This is a genomic window from Corallococcus sp. AB049A, assembly GCF_003668885.1.
GTDB classification, from domain to species: Bacteria; Myxococcota; Myxococcia; order Myxococcales; family Myxococcaceae; genus Corallococcus; species Corallococcus interemptor.
Genome location: NZ_RAWL01000025.1, coordinates 1 through 17,894 on the forward strand (window position 1 = coordinate 1; position 17,894 = coordinate 17,894).

Annotated in this window: 15 protein-coding genes; 3 read left to right on the top strand and 12 right to left on the bottom strand. The window is 72.2% G+C overall.

Annotated elements, in window-relative coordinates; all coding sequences use genetic code 11:
- The 12 genes from D7X55_RS04740 to D7X55_RS04790 form a co-directional block, all read right to left on the bottom strand.
- The coding region (locus tag D7X55_RS04740; RefSeq protein WP_147470027.1) for a condensation domain-containing protein at positions 1-2,617 on the bottom strand (2,617 nt) is incomplete at its 3' end.
- A 238-nt stretch (positions 2,618-2,855) separates the two neighbouring features.
- Positions 2,856-3,779 carry a 5'-nucleotidase gene (locus D7X55_RS04745; RefSeq protein WP_199746862.1) on the bottom strand — a complete coding sequence of 308 codons (924 nt, stop codon included), beginning with the start codon at positions 3,777-3,779 and terminating at the stop codon, positions 2,856-2,858.
- 66 nt (positions 3,780-3,845) lie between these two features.
- Positions 3,846-3,980: a hypothetical protein gene (locus D7X55_RS45300; protein WP_255424948.1), complete on the bottom strand. Its 135-nt coding sequence runs from the start codon at positions 3,978-3,980 to the stop codon at positions 3,846-3,848.
- Complete coding sequence (locus tag D7X55_RS04750) at positions 3,980-4,849, bottom strand: tetratricopeptide repeat protein (RefSeq protein WP_121722357.1); 870 nt, start codon at positions 4,847-4,849, stop codon at positions 3,980-3,982. The genes D7X55_RS45300 and D7X55_RS04750 overlap by 1 nt, the downstream gene beginning before the upstream one ends.
- A gap of 75 nt (positions 4,850-4,924) precedes the next feature.
- Positions 4,925-6,148: a protein-glutamate O-methyltransferase CheR gene (locus D7X55_RS04755; RefSeq protein WP_121722358.1), complete on the bottom strand. Its 1,224-nt coding sequence runs from the start codon at positions 6,146-6,148 to the stop codon at positions 4,925-4,927.
- A 12-nt stretch (positions 6,149-6,160) separates the two neighbouring features.
- The gene (gene cheB / locus D7X55_RS04760; RefSeq protein ID WP_120549617.1) at positions 6,161-7,219 is read right to left on the bottom strand and encodes a chemotaxis-specific protein-glutamate methyltransferase CheB; all 1,059 of its coding nucleotides are present in this window, start codon (positions 7,217-7,219) and stop codon (positions 6,161-6,163) included.
- 79 nt (positions 7,220-7,298) lie between these two features.
- Positions 7,299-9,857 (bottom strand): response regulator, encoded by a 2,559-nt coding sequence (locus tag D7X55_RS04765; protein ID WP_121722359.1) that lies wholly within the window; start codon positions 9,855-9,857, stop codon positions 7,299-7,301.
- Entirely contained in the window at positions 9,854-11,662 is a 1,809-nt protein-coding gene (locus tag D7X55_RS04770) for a methyl-accepting chemotaxis protein (protein WP_121722360.1), read from the bottom strand. The genes D7X55_RS04765 and D7X55_RS04770 overlap by 4 nt, the downstream gene beginning before the upstream one ends.
- Position 11,663: 1 nt before the next feature.
- Positions 11,664-13,499, bottom strand: a complete 1,836-nt coding sequence (locus D7X55_RS04775; protein ID WP_120549614.1) for a methyl-accepting chemotaxis protein — start codon at positions 13,497-13,499, stop codon at positions 11,664-11,666.
- A complete protein-coding gene (locus D7X55_RS04780; RefSeq protein WP_120549613.1) occupies positions 13,496-13,864 on the bottom strand; it encodes a protein CrdC in 369 nt (122 codons plus the stop codon). Before D7X55_RS04780 ends, D7X55_RS04775 begins: the two co-directional genes overlap by 4 nt.
- 5 nt (positions 13,865-13,869) lie before the next feature.
- Positions 13,870-14,304, bottom strand: a complete 435-nt coding sequence (locus tag D7X55_RS04785; protein WP_120549612.1) for a chemotaxis protein CheW — start codon at positions 14,302-14,304, stop codon at positions 13,870-13,872.
- A 23-nt stretch (positions 14,305-14,327) separates the two neighbouring features.
- Complete coding sequence (locus D7X55_RS04790; protein WP_120549611.1) at positions 14,328-15,077, bottom strand: OmpA family protein; 750 nt, start codon at positions 15,075-15,077, stop codon at positions 14,328-14,330.
- A 176-nt stretch (positions 15,078-15,253) separates the two neighbouring features.
- Here D7X55_RS04790 and D7X55_RS04795 point away from each other — a divergent pair, with 176 nt between their 5' ends.
- The 3 genes from D7X55_RS04795 to D7X55_RS44075 all read left to right on the top strand — a co-directional run bounded on the left by D7X55_RS04795 (position 15,254) and on the right by D7X55_RS44075 (position 17,833).
- Complete coding sequence (locus tag D7X55_RS04795; RefSeq protein WP_121722372.1) at positions 15,254-16,714, top strand: sigma-54 dependent transcriptional regulator; 1,461 nt, start codon at positions 15,254-15,256, stop codon at positions 16,712-16,714.
- A 173-nt stretch (positions 16,715-16,887) separates the two neighbouring features.
- Positions 16,888-17,463, top strand: a complete 576-nt coding sequence (locus D7X55_RS44070) for a hypothetical protein (protein ID WP_167510861.1) — start codon at positions 16,888-16,890, stop codon at positions 17,461-17,463.
- A complete protein-coding gene (locus tag D7X55_RS44075) occupies positions 17,447-17,833 on the top strand; it encodes a GIY-YIG nuclease family protein (RefSeq protein WP_167510860.1) in 387 nt (128 codons plus the stop codon). The genes D7X55_RS44070 and D7X55_RS44075 overlap by 17 nt, the downstream gene beginning before the upstream one ends.
- Positions 17,834-17,894: the final 61 nt, after the last annotated feature.

Genomic DNA, 17,894 nt, shown 5'->3' on the forward strand with positions numbered 1-17,894 from the left:
GCTCCGCCGTCAGGTCCGCGCGGCTGAGGTAACCCCACGCGAGCCCTTCGCCGCCCACGTACAGCTCTCCGGGCACGCCCACTCCGGCCACGTCCCCATTCGCGTCCAGCACGTACGCCGTGGAGTTTCCAATCGGCTTGCCGATGGACACCGCGCCGTCGAGCTCCGTCCGGCCCGTCAGCGTGTTCGTGGTGGAGAACGTGGTGTTCTCCGTGGGGCCGTACGCGTTCACCAGCACCGCGCCTTCCGGCAGCCGTGCCAGGTGCTCCCGCGCACGCTGGAGCGGCATCACGTCACCGCCCGTCAGCACCTGCGACACGCCCGCCAGGGCCTCCGGCTGGTGCAGCGCCATCTGCTCATACAGTGCGGTCGTCAACCACAGGGCGCTGATGTGCTCCCGCTTCACCAGCGCGCCTAGCTCCTCCAGCGTCAGTGCGTGCGGCGGCGCCAGCACCAGCTTCGCTCCGTGCAGCAGCGCGCCCCACAGCTCCAGCGTCGACGCGTCGAAGGCCACCGGCCCCGTCTGCGACCAGACGACATCAGGCCCGAAGCGCATGAAGCCGTTGCCCAGCACCAGGCGGGTGATGCCCCGGTGGGGTACGCACACGCCCTTCGGCCGGCCCGTGCTTCCCGACGTGAAGATGATGTACGCGAGGTCTTCTCCGCCCACCTCCACGTCCGGTGCCGTCTCCGGTTCGCGGCGGATGGACTCCCACGCCGTGTCCACGCAGAGCGACGTCCCCGCTCCCACCGGCAGCTTCTCCAGCAGGTGCTGCTGCGTCAGCGTCACCTCGACGCCCGCGTCCCCCAGCAGCAGCGCGATGCGCTCCGCCGGGTAGTTGCGGTCCACCGGGACGTACGCGCCGCCGGCCTTGAGGATGCCGAGCAGCCCGACCACCATCTCCCACGAGCGATCCACGTACACGCCCACGCGCGTGCCGCGCTTCACGCCCAGGCCCCGCAGGTGGTGCGCCAGCTGGTTCGCCTTCGCGTCCAGCTCGCCGTACGTCAGCGTCTGGCCATCCGCGCCCTGCACCACCGCCACCCGGTCCGGCGTCGTGCGCGCCTGCTCCGCGAAGAGCGCGTGCACCGGTCGCTCGCGCGGATACGCGGCCTGCGTCCGGTTCCAGTCCTCCACCAGCAGCCGCCGCTCGGCGTCCTTCACCAGGGGCAGGCGGGCCACGGGGCTCGTGGGCCGGGCCACCGCGGACTCCAGCAGGCCGCGCAGGTGCTCCACCATCCGCGCGACGGTGGCCGCGTGGAAGAGGTCCGTGTCGTATTCCACGTAGCCGCTCAGGCTCCCGTCCGCCTCCGTCAGCTGGAGGAGCAGGTCGAACTTGGCGGTCCGGGTGTCCACCTCCATCGCGTTCAACTTCAGGCCCTGCACGGCCACCGGGCCTCGCGGCGCGTTCTGCAGCGCGAACATCACCTGGAAGAACGGCGTGCGCCCCGAGTCGCGCTCCGGCTGGAGTGCCTCCACCAGCCGCTCGAAGGGCAGGTCCTGGTGGTCCGTCGCGCCCACCATGGTCTCGCGCAGCTGACGCACCAGTCCCTGGAACGTCAGCTCCGGCGTGAAGCGCGCGCGCAGCACCAGCGTGTTGACGAACATGCCGATGAGGCCTTCGAGCTCCGAGCGGGTCCGGCCCGCCATGGGAGAGCCCACGCTCACGTCGTCCTGCCCGGAGTAGCGCGACAGCAGCGACTGCCACCCGGCCAGCAGCACCATGAACAGCGTGGCGCCCTCCTGCTGCGCCAGCGTCCGGAGCGCGTCCGTCATTTCACGCGGCCACTGGATGGGCGTGCGCGCGCCCCGGAAGCCGCGCGCCGCGGGCCGGGGCTTGTCCGTCGTCAGCTCCAGCGCGGGCGGCGCGCCCGACAGCTGCTCGCGCCAGTACGCCAGCTGCCGCTCCAGCGCTGGGCCCTGCAACGTCTCCCGCTGCCAGGCCGCGTAGTCCGCGTACTGCACGGCCAGCTCCGGCAGTGGGGACGGCTGCCCCTGCAGGAACATGGCGTAGAGCACCGCCACCTCGCGCACGAGCACGCCCAGCGACCACCCGTCCGACACGATGTGGTGCATCACCACCAGCATCAGGTGGTCCGCGTCTCCCAGCTCCACCAGCAGCGCGCGCATCAGCGGGCCCGTGGCGAGGTCGAAGGGACGCAGCGCGCCCTCCCGCACCCGGCGCCAGGCCTCCGCTTCGCGCGCCTCCGCCGCGAGCCCGCTCACGTCCGCGCGCTCCAGCTCCAGCACGGGCGCGTCCGCGAAGTGCTGCACCGGCCCGCTCTCCCCGCCCTGGAAGGTCGTGCGCAGCGCTTCGTGCCGCCGCACCACCTCGCGCAGCGAGCGCTCCAGCACCGCCACGTCCAGCGCGCCCTCCAGCCGCACCGCCACGGGCACGTTGTAGAGCGGGCTGCCCGGCGCCAGCTGATCCATGAACCACAGCCGCTGCTGCGCGAAGGACAGCTCCGCCGGCTGGGATTTGTCCCTCAGCGGGAAGGCCGCGCGCGCGGGAGCGCCCCCCGCCTGCTTCTGCGCGGCCATCTTCTTGAGCAGCTCCGCGCGCTTCTCCGGAGACAGATTCGCGATCCGCTTCGACACATCACCGCTGCTGCTCATCGCTTTGACTCCGGACTCAGGACGCGACAGGGCCCGGAGGGACGCCCGGACAACGGACGCGAGGCCCTCGGGAGGGGTGCCGCCGAATGTCGATCACGCGTGGCCTGCTGCCCGGCGTGCGAGCAGCATGGGGGTGGCCTTGAAACCTGCGGACGACACTATTCCGTCAAACCCCGACCTGCCATGCGTTCCATGACGCCAGGGTTGCCTGCTCTCCAGCAGGGCTGGAATCTGAAGCTCAGTGACCCGCGGAGCCGGGCGGCTCGACGCGCTCCACCTGCTTCTGCACGGCCGCATCCGACGCCACGTCCGCGCCCAGTTGCAGGTACGTGAGCAGATACGTGCGCCCTGTCGCCGGGCCCTGCGCCTCCGCCGTGCGGGCCAGGGCGTCGCGCCGCGCTTCGAAGGAGGTCAGCGTCTCCTGGAGCGAGCGGCGCGTGTCCTCGTTCTTCTCCGTCTTCAGGCGCTCCTGGACCCGCGTGATGTTCGCCTCCACCATGCGCTGGCTGTCGCGGGCGCGGTTCGCCTCGGACAGGTCCGCGAAGGGACCGGTGCCCTCCACGGACAGCTCCAGCTTCGCGACCTGGCGGCCGCGCTCACCGGGCGGCACCAGCGTGGACACGCCCTGGCGCTGCGCCATGCCCACGCCCCGGCCGTCGTGCGACTGCACCACGAAGTCCACGCCCTCCGCGCCCTGGGCCAGCTTCACGGCCTCCACGTAGGGCACCGCCGCCAGCAGCACCACCAGCGACACCTGCTCCTTCTGGCGCAGGCGCTTGACCTCCGCGCTCACCGCCGGGCCCACCGGCAGGCCCCGGATGCCCTGGGGCAGCACGGCGGCGCCATCCCCGGACGCCGGGGACACACCCATGATGCCCACCTTCAGCCCGCCCACCATCGTCACCACCGACGCGGGGAAGAGCGGCTGCCCCTTCGCGTCCACGAGGTTCGCGGACAGCAGCTTCAGCTTCGCGCCCTTCGTCTTCTTCTTCAGGAAGTCCACGCCCAGCACGAGGTCGCGCTGGCCCACGGCCATGGCCGTGTAGCCCTGCGCCTCCAGCTGCTCCAGGACGAGCTCCGCGCGAGGCTTCGCCGAAGAGTCCTGGCCATCCGCCAGGGTCTTGAAGAGCGCGTTGCCAGCGTCCAGTGCGAGCACCGGCACGCCCTTCGCGCGCTCCTGCGTCAGGACCGTCTTTCGTCTGGCCAGACCGCCAGACGGGTTGTGGCGTCAACCACAGGGGGCGACTTCGCCCCCGTTGTCTCCGGTGAAGAGCAGCACGAGCTTCTTGGGCGCGGCCCCCGCGATGAGCGGCAGCAGCAGGAGCAGCGCCAGGGCGGCGAGCTTCGGAGCGCGCAGGGCCATCACTTCTTCGCCTTCTTCGGCGCGGGGGCAGGGGCGGCCTTCTTGTCCAGTTCCGCCAGCTTCGTCTTCGCCGTCTTGGCCGCGTCCGACTTGGGGTAGCTCTTCACCAGCTCCTCCAGCGCCAGCTTCGACTCCTCCTTCATCTTCAGCTTCTGGAAGCAGTCGGAGGAGCGCAGGTAGGCCTCGGGCGCGGACGCCGTCTTCGCGTGGTCCTGCACCACCTTGCCGTACTCGAAGAGGGCCTCGCGGCACTTGGACTCGGTGAAGTACGTCTCGCCCAGGCCGAAGTGCGCCTCGCCCACGAGCGCGTCCTTGGGCCACTTCTTCACGAACTCGTTGTAGAGCTGGCGCGCGACCAGCGTGTCTCCGGCCTTCGCCTTGTCCTGCGCCAGCGCGATGAAGTCCTTCGCGGTCGTGGGGCGCTGGAGCTCCTCGGCCTTCTTCCTGGCCTCGGCCTCCTTCACCGCCTCCGCGCCCTGGAGCGCCAGCAGCCGCTGGTTGGTCTCCTCCGTGCTCTTGCCGAGCGCGGCCTCCAGCTCACCAATCTTGTAGAGGTAGGTCTCCACCTGGCCGCGAAGCTGCGCCAGGTCCTCCACCGTCTTCTGGAACTGCACGCCGATGTCCGCGTCCTTGCGGCGCGCGGCGGTGTCCAGGCTCTGCAGGGCCTGGGTCACCTGGGCGATCTTCTCATCCAGCTTCGGCTGGGTGACGGCGAGCTGGTCGCGCGCCTCCTTCAGCTCCGCGGCCAGTTTCGCGTTGTCCGCGCCCAGCCGGTCCACCTTGGCTTCGAGGGCACGGCCGCGGTCGGCGGGGTAGAAACAGCCGGGAGCTGCGGCGGTCAACAGGGCGAAGAGCACGAGCCTGCGCATGGGCCGGGCATCCTAGGTCCAAAGTGCCCCGCGCGCCGCTTCTGTTTGCATCAGGCCCGGCCGCCCCCCTGCCCTTCAGCGCGCCGCGTCCGCCTCCAGCCGCTCCACGGCCCGGGCGCAGGCCACCCGGAGCCGGGGCGGGTTGAGGAAGAAGGGCACCGGCCGCGCCCGCCCCGAGTCCACCGCCCTGAGGGCCCGCCGGTACGCCTCCAGGGCCGCGCCGGGCTGACCGCACTGCTCCAGGAGCAGCCCCAACAGGTAGCGCGCGGCGACGTGGTCCGGATCCAGGTCCAGGCACCGGCGCAGGTCGCGCTCGGACTGCTCATCCGGGACGCCCGTGGAGGCGCCGTCCAGCACGCACGAGAAGAGCCAGTCCGCCTGCGCCATCGCGGCCTCGTCTGGAACCGGGGGCGGGGCTGGCTCCGGCTTCGGCGTGGCGATGGCCGCGAACCGTCCGGAGTCCCGCTTCGGCCGGGCCGGCTCCACGGGCGTGGCGTCCTCGCGCACGTAGAAGAACGCGTGCTCGCTGGGCAGGAGCCGCAGCTCCGGAGGGACCTGGAGCAGGGGCTCCGCGGCGGACAGCACCAGCACGCCGCCGGGCGCGAGCCGCCCGGTCAGGTCTCGCACCGTGCGCTGGAAGGCGTCCGGCGTGAAGTAGATGAGGACGTTGCGGCAGAAGATGATGTCGAAGCCGCCGCCCCCGGAGGCCTCCGGGTAGGGGGCCTCCATCAGGTTGTGGCGCCGGAACTCCGCCTGCGCGCGCAGCGACGCCACCAGCGCGTGGCGCCGGCCCTTCGGCTCGAAGTAGCGCGCGCGGGCGGCCTCCGGCACGCGCCGGAGCGCATCCGCCGGGAAGCTCTGCTCGCGCGCCCGGGTGAGGACCTGTTCGGAGATGTCCGTGCCCAGCACGCGGCTGGCGGGGTCCGCGCCCTCCTGCGCCATCAGGAGCAGCAACGTGGCGACCTCCTCCCCCGCCGCGCAGCCCGCGCTCCACACGCGCAGCGGCGTCCTCGAGCGCTGCACGCGGGGCGACAGCACGTGCTCGCGGAAGGCGGACAGCTGCACCTCGTCCCGGAACAGCTCCGACGTGTGCACCGCCACCGCGTCCACCAGCCGCGCCAGGTCCGCCGCGCCCGCCGGGGTGCGCAGGTGCGCCACCAGCCGCGTCGCGTTCCCGCCGTGCCCCAGCGCGTCCAGCCGCGCGTCCAGCCGCCGCCGCTGGGCCCCGCTCAGCGCCATGCCCGTATGCGCCTGGAGCCAGGCGTGGACGGGAGTCCAGCGCTCGGAGGAGGACGTCATGGCGAGCGAAGGTCAGCGGCTGGCGGCCAGCGACTCTCCGCGCGCCAGCCGCGCCAGGGTGGCCGCGACGTCATCGCCGTGGATGAGGTGGTCCACCGCCTTGCGCTCCACCGCGGCGCCCGGCATGCCGAAGACGACGCAGGACTCCTCGTTCTGCGCCAGCGCCAGCCCGCCGGACTGCTTGATGGCCAGCAGCCCGTCCGCCCCGTCCGCGCCCATGCCGGTGAGCACCACGCCCACCGCGCGCCGGCCGTAGGTCTTGGCCACGCTCTCCAGCAGCACCGTGCCGCTGGGCATGTGGCCATCGCGCTCCACGCCGGGCTTGAGCGCCACGCGGCCGCGCACGGGCACCACCAGGTGCTGGTCCGGCGGCGCCACCAGCACCAGCCCCGGCGTCAGCGTGTCGCCGTCCATGGCCAGGCGCACCTTCAGCTTGCTCGCGTTGGCGAGCCAGCTGGCCAGCGATTCGGAGAAGGCGGCGTTGATGTGCTGGACGATGACGATGGGGGCCGGGAAGTCCGCCGGCAGCTCCGACAGCATCCGGTAGAGCACCTGCGGGCCGCCCGTGCTGGCGGCCACCGCGACGATGCCCATGGAGGTTGGGGGCAGCGCCGGCACGGGCGTGTGCGGCGTCCCCGGCGCGCCGCGCTTCTGGCCGCGCACGTGGCGGATGACGCGCACGGAGGAGATGAGCTTCACCTCCTTGGTGAGGTTCCACGCCTCCGGCACCGCGTCGATGGCGGGCTTGATTTGCAGCGCCAGCGCGCCCAGCTCCAGCGCGCGGTACGTCAGCGCGGGGGCCTGCGAGCGCGGGTCTCCCGTCAGCACCAGGATGGGCGTGGGGCACTCGGCCATGATGTGCTCCACGGCCGTGAGCCCGTCCATGACGGGCATGTCCACGTCCATGGTGATGACGTGGGGGCGCAGCTCCTTCGTGAGGGCGACGGCCTCCTGGCCGTTCGCGGCGGTGCCGATGACCTGGATGTCCGGGTCGTCGCTCAACGCCGCGCTGATGAGCTGACGGCAGATGACCGAGTCATCCACCACCAGCACCGTCACTTTCTTGCCCATGTCCGTTCAATACCCCGTACGCGCCGCGGGAGTATAGCAATGCGAAGGGCCCGGGCGTCTGCCGGCCGCTCCAGGCTGTTCAGGCCAGGAGCCGCCCCACGACGTCCACCAGATCCTGCCGGACGAGGTCGCCCTTGGTGATGTAGCCGTCCGCCCCGGCCGCCAGCCCACGCGCCCGGTCCAGCTCCCCTCCCCGGGTGGTGAGGATGACGACGGGCAGGCCTTTCCGGGCCGGGTCGGTCTTCAGGTGCCGGGTGAGCTCCACGCCGTCCATCTCCGGCATCTCCAGGTCGGTGACGACCAGCTCCACCGGGGGCCCTTCCTGCCCCAGCTGCTCCAGCGCCGAGGGGCCGTCCGCCGCCCGGAGGGTGTCGTACCCCACCGCCTCCAGCAGGTTGGCCACCAGCTCGCGGGTGAGGGGCGAGTCGTCCACCACGAGGATCCGCCGCCGGCGTGGCGCGGGCGTCCGCACCGGCGGCCGGGCGAGCTTCAGGGGCGCGGTGCCGTGCACGCCCGCCGCCAGCGCGGCCGCGGACAGCACCATGGCCAGCCGGCCGTCCGCGAGCGAGGTGGCCCCGGTGAGGTGCGTGAAGCGCGAGAGGATGCCCTTCAGGGGAAGGATGGCCTGGACGCGCTCCTCCAGGACGCGGTCCACCGCCAGTGCGGCCTCCATGCCCTGGCCCTTCACCACCAGCACCAGCTCGCCTTCCCTGGCCGGGCGCTCGGAGCCATGGCCCAGGAGGGACGCGAGCGAGGCGAAGGGCAGCACGCGGCCCTCCATCCGGAGGGTGGGACGTCCGGCGACCTCACCCACCTCGGAGGCGTCCACCTTGAGGGCGCGGGAGACGTGGACGGCGCTCAGGGCGAGCGTCTCGCCGGAGATCTGGACGAAGAGCAGGGGCGCGACGGTGAGGGACACCGGGACGCGCAGGGTGAAGATGGTGCCCCAGCCGGGCGCGGACTCCACGCCCACGTCGCCGCCCAGGGCCTGGAGGGACGTACGCACCGCATCCAGCCCGACACCCCGACCTGACAGGTCGGTGACCACCTCGCGCGAGGTGAAGCCGGGCAGGAAGACGAGCTCGCGCGCGGCGGCGTCGGACAGGGCGTTGGCGGCGGGCTCGTCCAGCACGCCCCGGCGCACGGCCACGCGCCGCAGGAGCGCCGGGTCCATGCCCGCGCCGTCGTCCTCCACGCGCAGGATGATGCGGCTGCCCTCGCGGGCGGCGCGCAGGGTGAGGCAGCCCCGGGGGTGCTTGCCGGAGGCGACGCGGTCCACGCGCGTCTCCAGGCCGTGGTCCAGCGCGTTGCGGACCAGGTGCATGAGCGGTTCGCGCAGGGCTTCCACGACGGAGCGGTCCGCGCGGGTGTCCTCGCCGTCCACGACGAGCTCCACCTCCTTGCCCAGGTCCCGCGCCAGGTCGCGGACCATGCGGGGGTAGGGTTCGAAGAGGACGGAGAGGGGCAGCATCCGCAGGCCCTGGATCTCCTCCGACACCTGATCCAGGTCGCGCAGCTCCGCGTTGGCGAGCAGCTTGGCCTCGCGGTGCAGGGTGGCGGCCAGCTCCTTGGCGCGGCCCAGGCGCTCGGCGAGCGCGACGCCCGCGGGGCCCAGGTTCTCGGCGGCGCGGGCCAGCTCGCTCAGCTCGCGCACGAGCTCCAGGCGGCGCGCGGTGGCCAGCTCGCGGCGGCGGGCCACCTGGCCCAGGTTGGTGACCGCGCTGGTGAGCATGTCCAGGCTGGCCACGCCGATGCGCACGGCCGTGTCCATGCGGACGTCACCGGTGCGCACCGTGCCGGTCGCGTGCTTCGACGTAGCGGCCGGACGCGAGCGCGCGGCGGGGGACACCGAGGGGTTCGTCGGGCTTCCGGCGGCGCTGCCCGGATGCGTCCCCGTACCAGCGGGAGCAGCCGCAACGAGGTGCGAATGGCCCGAGCCTCCCGGGTGCGGACCGTGCGAGCCCGGCGCGGCTCCGCCCGGTCCAGCGCCGTGGCTTGGATGAACCGGCTGGCCAGTTCCGCTCGGACTGCCTGAAACAGGCGCCTCGCCATGCGGTCCCGTCGCGCCTCCAGAGGGCTCCGGCCGGAGCGCCGCCGCGAGGAGCTGCGATGCGGCGGCCGGCGGTGCTCCCCAGTGCGCGGGGACCACCACGGCCGCGGAGGGCTCCCGACGCTCCGCCACGAGGAGGGGCGAGGCCCCCTCCCCCTTCGCCGGCCGGCCTCCCTCCTCTGGACGGGCAGCGCCCGCCGGCCGCGCGGACTCCACCAGCACCTGCTGCCGCAGCGTCGCCACCAGCGTCTCCACCGCCAGCAGCGGCTCTCCCGCCTGGAGCGCGCCCGACAGCGCGAGCACCGTGTCCGCAGTCGCCAACAGCGCGTCGGTGGACTCCGATGACAGCCGGTAGCGCTGGGGCTCCGCGCACCGGACCAGCTCCTCCATCTCGTGCGCGAGCGTGTTGATTTCGCCAAAGCCCATCATCCGGGCCTCGCCCTTGAGCCCGTGCAGCTCACGCAGGACGCGCTGCCCGGCCTCCAGGTTGCCCCCGGACTCCAGCTCCATCAGGGCGCGGTTGATGCGCTCCAGGCGGACCGTGACCAGGTCCCGGAACTGCTTGAGGAGCCGTTCGCTGGGGTTCACCCGCCGCCCCCCTTGCGCAGGGTCGCCTGGTGGATCTGGAAGCGCTCCACCACGCCACGCAGGTCCTGCGCCAATCCCAACAGGTCCCCGTTCGCCGCGCCCACCTGCTTCGTCGCGTTGAGGCTCTGCTGGGTGATGCGCAGGATGTCCGCCATCGTCTCCGCGAGCTGATCCGTGCCCGCCTGCTGCTGCTGCGTGGACCGGGAGATGATCCGCACCGCGTCCGACGTCTGCCCCGCCAGGTTGACGATCTGCCCGAGCGACTGGGACACCTGCTCCGCCAGGGCCGTCCCCGACTCCACCGCGCGCACGCCGCCGCCCGTCACCGTCACCGCCGCGGCGGAGGCCTCGCGCACCTCCTCGATGAGCCCTTCAATCTCCTTCGTGGACTCCAGCACGTTCTCCGCCAGCCGGCGCATCTCCGCCGCCACCAGCGAGAAGCCCCGCCCCACCTCACCGGCCTTCGTGCCCTCCAGCTCCGCGTTGAGCGCCAGCAGGTCGGACTTGTCCGCGACGCCGTTGATGAACTCGACGATCTTGCCAATCTGCTGCACGCGCTTGTCCAGCCGCACCACCGCCGAGCCGATGGCCTGGTTGTCCTGACGCATCCGCGCCATGGCCTCCAGGAAGGACTCCGCGCTGCGCTGTCCGCCCTGGGCCGCCGCCAGCGTGCGCTGGGCGATCTCCGCCACCGAGCTCGCGTTCTCGGCGATCTGCTTCGCCGAGCGCGCCAGCTCCTCCGTGGTGGCGCTCGTCTCATCCAGGCTGCTGGCCTGCTCCGCCGCGCCCTCCTCGTAGCGCCCGGACGTGCTGAGAATCTCCTCCGTGGTGGCCGAGATTTGAGCGCCCGCGCGCTGCAACTCCGCGAGCACGTCCGCCAGGTGCGTGCGCATCGTGGTGAAGGCCGCGGACACCGCCCACACCTCGTCCTCCGCGGGCACCAGCCGGGGGCTGGCCAGGTCCCCCGCGGCGATGCGGCGCGCCTCGCCGGACAGCTCCCGCATGGGCCGCCCCAGCAGCGTGCCGCCCAGGTACGCCGTGGCCAGCGCCAGGCCGAACACCACGACGCACAACAGCGCGCTGGACGTGAACGCGTCCATCAACACGCCCCGCGCGTCCGGGCTGCCCGTCTGCAACCGGTGGAAGAACCCGTTCATCAGCGCGGTGACGACCTGCGCGCACATCACCGCGGGCGTGATGACGCAGATGGCGGTGAAGGCCACCAGCCGCGCGCGGATGCGCGAGCGCCGGGGCAGCGCGGCGATGACCTGCGCGTGCGTCAGCCCCTGCTCCGCCACCCACAGCACGCCCCGCCGCGCCCGCAGCGTGACCAGCCCGTACACGAGCAGCGACGTGAGCGGGCCGAACAGCGCGCCCAGCCCGGCGATCCTCAGGGTCAGCTCCACCGGCTGGCCCATCACCGACCCCAGCGCCGCCGCCACCACGCCCGTCGTCAGCGCCCACAACCCCAGCGAGCGGAAGAACGCCTCGCCCGGCGCGCGCGACACCTCGCCCACCGCCGCCGCCAGGTGCTCGGGCGTGGGCGGCAACACGCCGCGCTCCAGGGCCCGCAGCCGGGGGAAGCGGCGCAGCGACACGCCCACGCCCAGGAGCATGTGCAGCGCGCTCACGCCCACCACCAGGGTGACGAGCCGGCCCAGCGGCAGCTCCTGCTCACCGCTCACCACGAGCGACGCGAAGTGCAGCCCCAGCGTGGAGCCCACCAGGTTCGCCAGCGGCACGGGGAACATCAGCTGCTGGCTGAAGGAGGCCCGCTGGGAGCCCGGGTGCGGAGCGAAGGCCATGTCACGCCCCTCCCGTCGCGCCAGGCGTGCCGGTGCCGTCCCCGCCGGGGGGAGCCTCCACGTGGAAGCGCTGCACCACGTGCTGCAGGTCCGCCGCCAGGGTGGACAGGTCCGCGTTGGCCGCCACCATCTGCTTGGTGGCCGCGGCGTTCTGCTCCGTGACGCGCAGGATGTCCCCCATGGCCGCCGCCAGCTGATCCGTGCCCGTCTGCTGCTGCAGCGTCGCCAGGGAGATGCTGCGCACCGCGTGCGACGTCTGCCGCGCCAGCTCCAGGATGAGGCTCAGGCTGTCGTCCACCTGCGCCGCCAAGAGCGTGCCCTGGTCCGTCGTCTTCAGGCCCGCCTCCGTGGCCATCACCGCGCCGTTCGTCGCGTCGCGGATCTCCCCGATGAGGCCTTCAATCTCCTTCGTGGAGCGGATGACGTTCTCCGCCAGCCGCCGCATCTCCGCCGCCACCAGCGAGAAGCCCCGCCCCACCTCGCCCGCCTTGGTGCCCTCCAGCTCGGCATTGAGCGCCAGCAGGTCGGACTTGTCGGCGATCTCGTTGATGAACTCGACGACCTTGCCAATCTGCTGCACGCGCTTGTTGAGGCGCACCACCGCCTCCGCGATGGCCTCGTTGTCCTCCTTCATGCGCTGCATGGCGCCCAGGAAGGCGGTGGCGCCGCGCTGGCCGGACTGCGCCGCGCCGAAGGTCGTCTCCGCGATGGCGGACACGGACTCCGCGTTGTCGGCGATCTGTTGCGCGGACCGGGCCAGCTCCTCCGTGGTGGCGCTGGTGGCGTTGAGCGCCCCGGCCTGCTCGTCCGCGCCCACCTCCTGCTCCGTGCTGGTGGCCACCAGCTGCTCGGTGGTGGAGGAGATTTGAATGCCCGCCCGCTTGAGCTGCGACAGCGCCTGCACCAGCTGCACCTGCATCTGGGTGAAGGCCGCGGAGGTGGCCCACACCTCGTCCTCGGCGTGGATGACGCGCGGGGGCCGCACCTCACCGCGCGCGATGCGCGTCGCGTCCTCGGTGATGGCGCGCAGGGGCTCCGAAAGCGCCGTGCCCGCGAGCGCCGCGGTGCCAAGAATCAACAGCGTGACGAGCCCCGCGATGAGCCCCAGGGGCGGCCCCCCGCCCTCGCGCACGCGCTCCATCACCGCCGCGCGCTCCTGGGGCGTGGTGGCCTGGGTCCACGCGTCCACCACCGTGGCGGTGCGCGAGAAGGCCACGTCCAGGATGAAGAGCGACGGGCTCAACACCGCGATGGCGGTGAACATCACCAGCCGGCGGCGGATGTGCATGCGCCGGGGCGGCAGCGCGGCCAGCACCTCCAGCGGAGACGGCCCCAGCGACACCAGCCGGTCCAGCGTGGCCCGCGAGCGGCGCACCACCATCAGGTACACGAGCATGGCGCTCAGCGGACCAATGGACATCCCCAGCGCCGTCAGCCGCAGCGACTCCGTCCACGGCACGCCCGCCAGCCACGGGAAGGTCAGCGCCACCGTCAGCGTGCCACCCAGCCAGCCCTGCATCACGAACCAGAAGCTGCGGCCGGGGATGGCCGCCACCTCCTGGACCGCCACCAGCAGGTGCTCCGACGTGGCGGGCAGCCGGCCGTCCCCCAGCGCGAAGAGCGTGCGCAGCGCCCGCGCGTCGCGCGCGAACCCCACGCTGATGAAGAGCACCAGCGCGGTCAGCATCAGCCACGTCAGCGGCGTGCGCCCGGCCTCCGGAATCGTGTGCGACAGGTGGACGTGGAGGAACGCGACCCCCACGCCCAGACAGCTGCCCGGGATGCGGGGGCGCGTCGTCCAGCGGCCCAACGCGCGCAGCTCCGGCGGCGCCATCATGGGCCCACCCCGTCCAGGCCGCGCAGGTAGTGCTGGAAGGCCTCCAGCCGCAACAGCGGCCAGAGCACGCCGCGAGTGATGACGAAGCCCCGCAGGCTGCCCCCGGACGCGCCCGCCACCAGCGGCGAGGGCGGCAGCACGGACAGCACCTCCGAGTCGATCTCCAGCCCGTCCACGCCCACCGTTTCCCCGGTGGACGTCACCAGCACGCGCTGGGCGCCGCCGTCACCCTGGAAGGCCCGGTGGGCGGACACGGTGCCCGTGTCGGGCGCGGCGATGGAGGCCACCTCGCCCGCCTCGAAGGCGATGCGGTGCGGCCCCACGTGGCACAGGAGCGTCCCCTCGACCCGGCCCGCGGCAGGCATGGGCCTCAGCCGCCCTGGCTCAGGTGGTCGAAGAGGCCTTCCGGGTCGATGACGGCCACGTCGCGCGAGCCGCTCTTCACGGGGCCGCGCAGGTGGACGTGCACGCCCGAGGGGCCCAGGGGCTCCAGCGGTCCCATCAGCGCGGACACGCCGGCGACGCTGCTGGCCGTGAGCGCCAGCGTCCCTCGGGACAGGCGCACCAGGACGGCGCGGCGGGACCCGGCGGACACCCCGCCCACCAGCAGGCTCATGTCCACGACGGGGATGACTTCACCCCGGTGCGCGAACACACCCAGCAGGTGGGGCGGGGAACCCGGTACCCGCGTCAGCTCGGGGAAGGTGACGACCTCCGCCGCGGCTTCCGCGGGCACCGCGTACCAACTGCTTCCACACGCGAAGACAAGGTAGGACTGACGCGTTTCCGACTCTAGGGCGGCCATTCGCGCCAGAGCCTACCCCAGAACTAGCGCTGGAACTCCACGCGGCGGTTCTCCGCCCAGCCCTCTTCGGTGCCCGCGCTGGACACCGGGCGGGTCTCACCATAGCCCACCGTGGTCAGCCGGTTGGACGGCACGCCCAGGTCGACCAGGTAGCGCTTCACGGCCGCGGCGCGGCGGTTGGACAGCTGGAGGTTGTACTCCTCCGTGCCGCGCTCGTCCGCGTGGCCGCCCAGGGTGATCTTGCCCTGGCTGGCCTTGATGCAGGCCGCCAGCTCACCCAGGCGCCCCTGCGCGCTGGAGTCCAGGGTGGACTCGTTGAAGCCGAAGCGCACCGGCGAGTAGTCGCACTTGGAGCTGGCGTCCGCCGTCACGCACTTGCCGGACTGGCACTCCTGGCCCTCACCGCAGTCGGTGCTGGCGGAGCAGGTGTCCTTGGGGGCCTGGCAGCGGCCGGCCTGGCACTTGCCACCGTTGCACGCGGAGTCGTCCTTGCACTGGGCCTCGGCGCACTTGCCGGCCTCGCAGATGCGGCCGGAGCCACAGGCCGCGTCCGTGGTGCACTCCGGCGGCTTGGGGGCGCACTTGTTGGCCTGGCAGGTGAAGCCCTCGCGGCAGTTCGCGTCCGTCGCGCACTCCTGGCACTGGCCCTGGACGCAGACCTCGCCCTTCTCCTGGCACTGCTCGTCGTTGTTGCATTTGGGGTAGGTGGGCGGGCACCCGGTCATCACGGCCACGGCGAGGGCCAACCCGGCCCAAAGCGAAATCCGGCGCATCATTCCTCCGACAGCAACCACGGGAAAAGAGAGGCCCACAGGGGGCGGGCCAAGGCTGTCGCGTCTAGTCGGACCCGCCGGGGAGAGTCAAAAGATTTGTCTTTTCCCCATCCCTTCGGGCAGCACGAGACCCTTGAAGCCCCGATTATTTCCGTGAGAGTGTGAGCGGTTTGCCCATGCCCGCCGCGGTCCTCATCGTTGACGACGAAAAGAACATCCTCCTCACCCTGAGCCAGTCGCTGCAGCTGGCCGGCTACCGCACCGAGCTGGCCAGCAGCGGGCAGGTGGCGCTGGACGTGGTGAGCGCGCGGCCGGTGGATGCCGTCCTGATGGACGTGAAGATGCCGGACATGGACGGCCTCACGGTGCTGGCGCGGCTCACGGCGCTCAAGCCGGACCTGCCCGTCATCATGATGTCGGGGCACGGCACCATCGACACGGCGGTGAAGGCGACGCAGCTGGGGGCGCGCGACTTCCTGGAGAAGCCGCTGGCGCGGGACAGGCTGCTGGTGGCGCTGCGCAACGCCCTCAAGCACCAGGCGGCGATGGAGGAGCTGCAGGAGCTGCGCGCGCAGCTGGGCCGCTTCGACATGGTGGGCGGCGGGCCGGCCATGCAGCGCATCTTCTCCCTCATCCAGCGAACAGCGCCCAGCGAGGGGCGCGTGCTGATTACCGGTGAGAACGGCACCGGCAAGGAGCTGATTGCCCGGGCGCTGCACCAGAACTCCAAGCGCAAGAGCGGGCCGTTCGTGAAGCTCAACTGCGCCGCGGTGCCGCACGACCTCATCGAGAGCGAGCTGTTCGGCCATGAGAAGGGCGCCTTCACCGGCGCGGTGAGCGTGCGGCGCGGCAAGTTCGAGCTGGCGCACGAGGGCACCCTCTTCCTGGACGAGATTGGCGACATGCCGGCCGCCATGCAGTCGAAGCTCTTGCGCGTGCTCCAGGAGGGAGAGCTGGAGCGCGTGGGCGGCGCGGAGACGCTGAAGGTGGACGTGCGCGTCATCGCCGCGACGAACAAGAATCTGGAGAAGGAGATCGCCGCGGGGCGCTTCCGCGAGGACCTCTACTACCGGATCAACGTCGTGCAGATTCACTCCCCGCCGCTGCGCGAGCGCCGCGAGGACCTGCCGGACCTCATCGACACGTTCCTGCGCGAGGCGTGCGCGAAGAACGGGCGGCGGCCGCTGGCGCTGTCGCCGGACGCGCTCGCGGTGATGAGCGCGTACGACTATCCGGGCAACGTGCGTGAGCTGCGCAACCTGGTGGAGCGGCTGGCCATCCTCTGTGAAGGCCCGGTCGTCTCGCGCACGGACGCGCTGGAGCTGCTCCCCCGGGGCCGTCCCCTGCCCCCGATGCCCGAGCCCACCGTGGGCGGCGATGCTCCGCCCGTCGCGGCCGTCACGCAGGCGGCGCCCGCCGTGGAGCCCGCTCCGTCGAACCCGGGTGGCTGGAGGCCGCGCGTGGATCAGACCTTCCGCGAGCAGGTGGAGGACGCGGAGCGGGAGATCATCCAGCGGGTGCTCGCCCACACGCATGACAACGTGACGGAGGCCGCGCGGATCCTCGACCTGGAGCGCGGGCACTTCTACAAGAAGATGAAGGCCCTGGGCCTGCGGCGCGGACAGTCCGAGTCGTAAGCGAGCGTTTGACGGCCGTGGGACGGGTCTGGTCTATTCGTCCCACGGGTGCCGAGGGGTGCCCGCCGCCCGGAAAGACGACGTCACCCTCGCTTCACCCGCTGTCGCCAGACCCCCGATGAAGTCCTTCCACGGTCCCCCAACGGGTGAGGGCCAGCACCGGAGGATTCGTCATGGGAACCGGCAGCACCCTCCCCGTCACGCTTCATGAATACAAGGTCCGCGCGTCCCTGCTGCTCAAGGACCTGGACTCGTCCGACGCCGCCCGCGCCACGCGCGCCGCGGAGCGGATGCGCACCCTGCCCTTCTTCGCGGCCCTGTCCCTGGGCGAGGTGCTGTCGCGCCGGGACACCGTGCAGCACAAGCACGGGCTCGCCGTCATCGCGCGCGAAGCAGGCCACGTCACCTGGACGGACCTGAAGCAGGCCCTGGAGTCCCGCCCGCCACGGCTGGACACGCGCGCCTTCTTCCAGAAGGGCCAGAGCCCGTTCCTCAACCGGTGGTTCTCCACCTACGAAGAGGCCGCCCGTTCGCTGGCGGCGCAGGGGGGCTTCCTCTTCCCCTTCCGCACGCAGTGCTTCATCTGCGAGGCCGACTTCCTCCAGTCGCTGGGCATCGACGCGCGCGACGCGGACTGGGCGCGGATGGGCCACGACTGGGTGCGCCCTCGCGACACGGCCGCGAAGGAGCGGCTGGAGGCGAAGCTCGTCTCGCTGGGCTTCGGGGGTCAGCATGACGGCGCCTGGTGATGACTCGCGGGCGTCCCGTTCCGAGCGCAAGCGCGCCTACAAGGAAGCGGAGGTGCCCATGGGCATCTACGCCATCCGCTGCCACGCCAACGGCAAGCTGTTCGTGGGCCACGCGCTCAACCTGACCGCGATGTTCAACCGCATCCGGTTCGAGTTCGCCCAGCGCATGCACCGCGTCCCCGCGCTGCAGGCGGACTGGGAGCGCTACGGCGAGGCGGCCTTCTCCTTCGAGGTGCTGGACAGGCTCAAGCCCCGCGAGGAGCCCGGCGGCCCGCCGCCCGCGGAGGAGCTGAAGGTGCTGGAGGAGATGTGGCTGGAGCGCCTGAAGCCCTATGGCGACGCCGGCTACAACGCGCCGCCTGCCCCCTGACACGCGGGGTTCAACCGACCTCCGCGCACAGGCGAACCGTCGTGCCGGGTGCCCCGGCGCG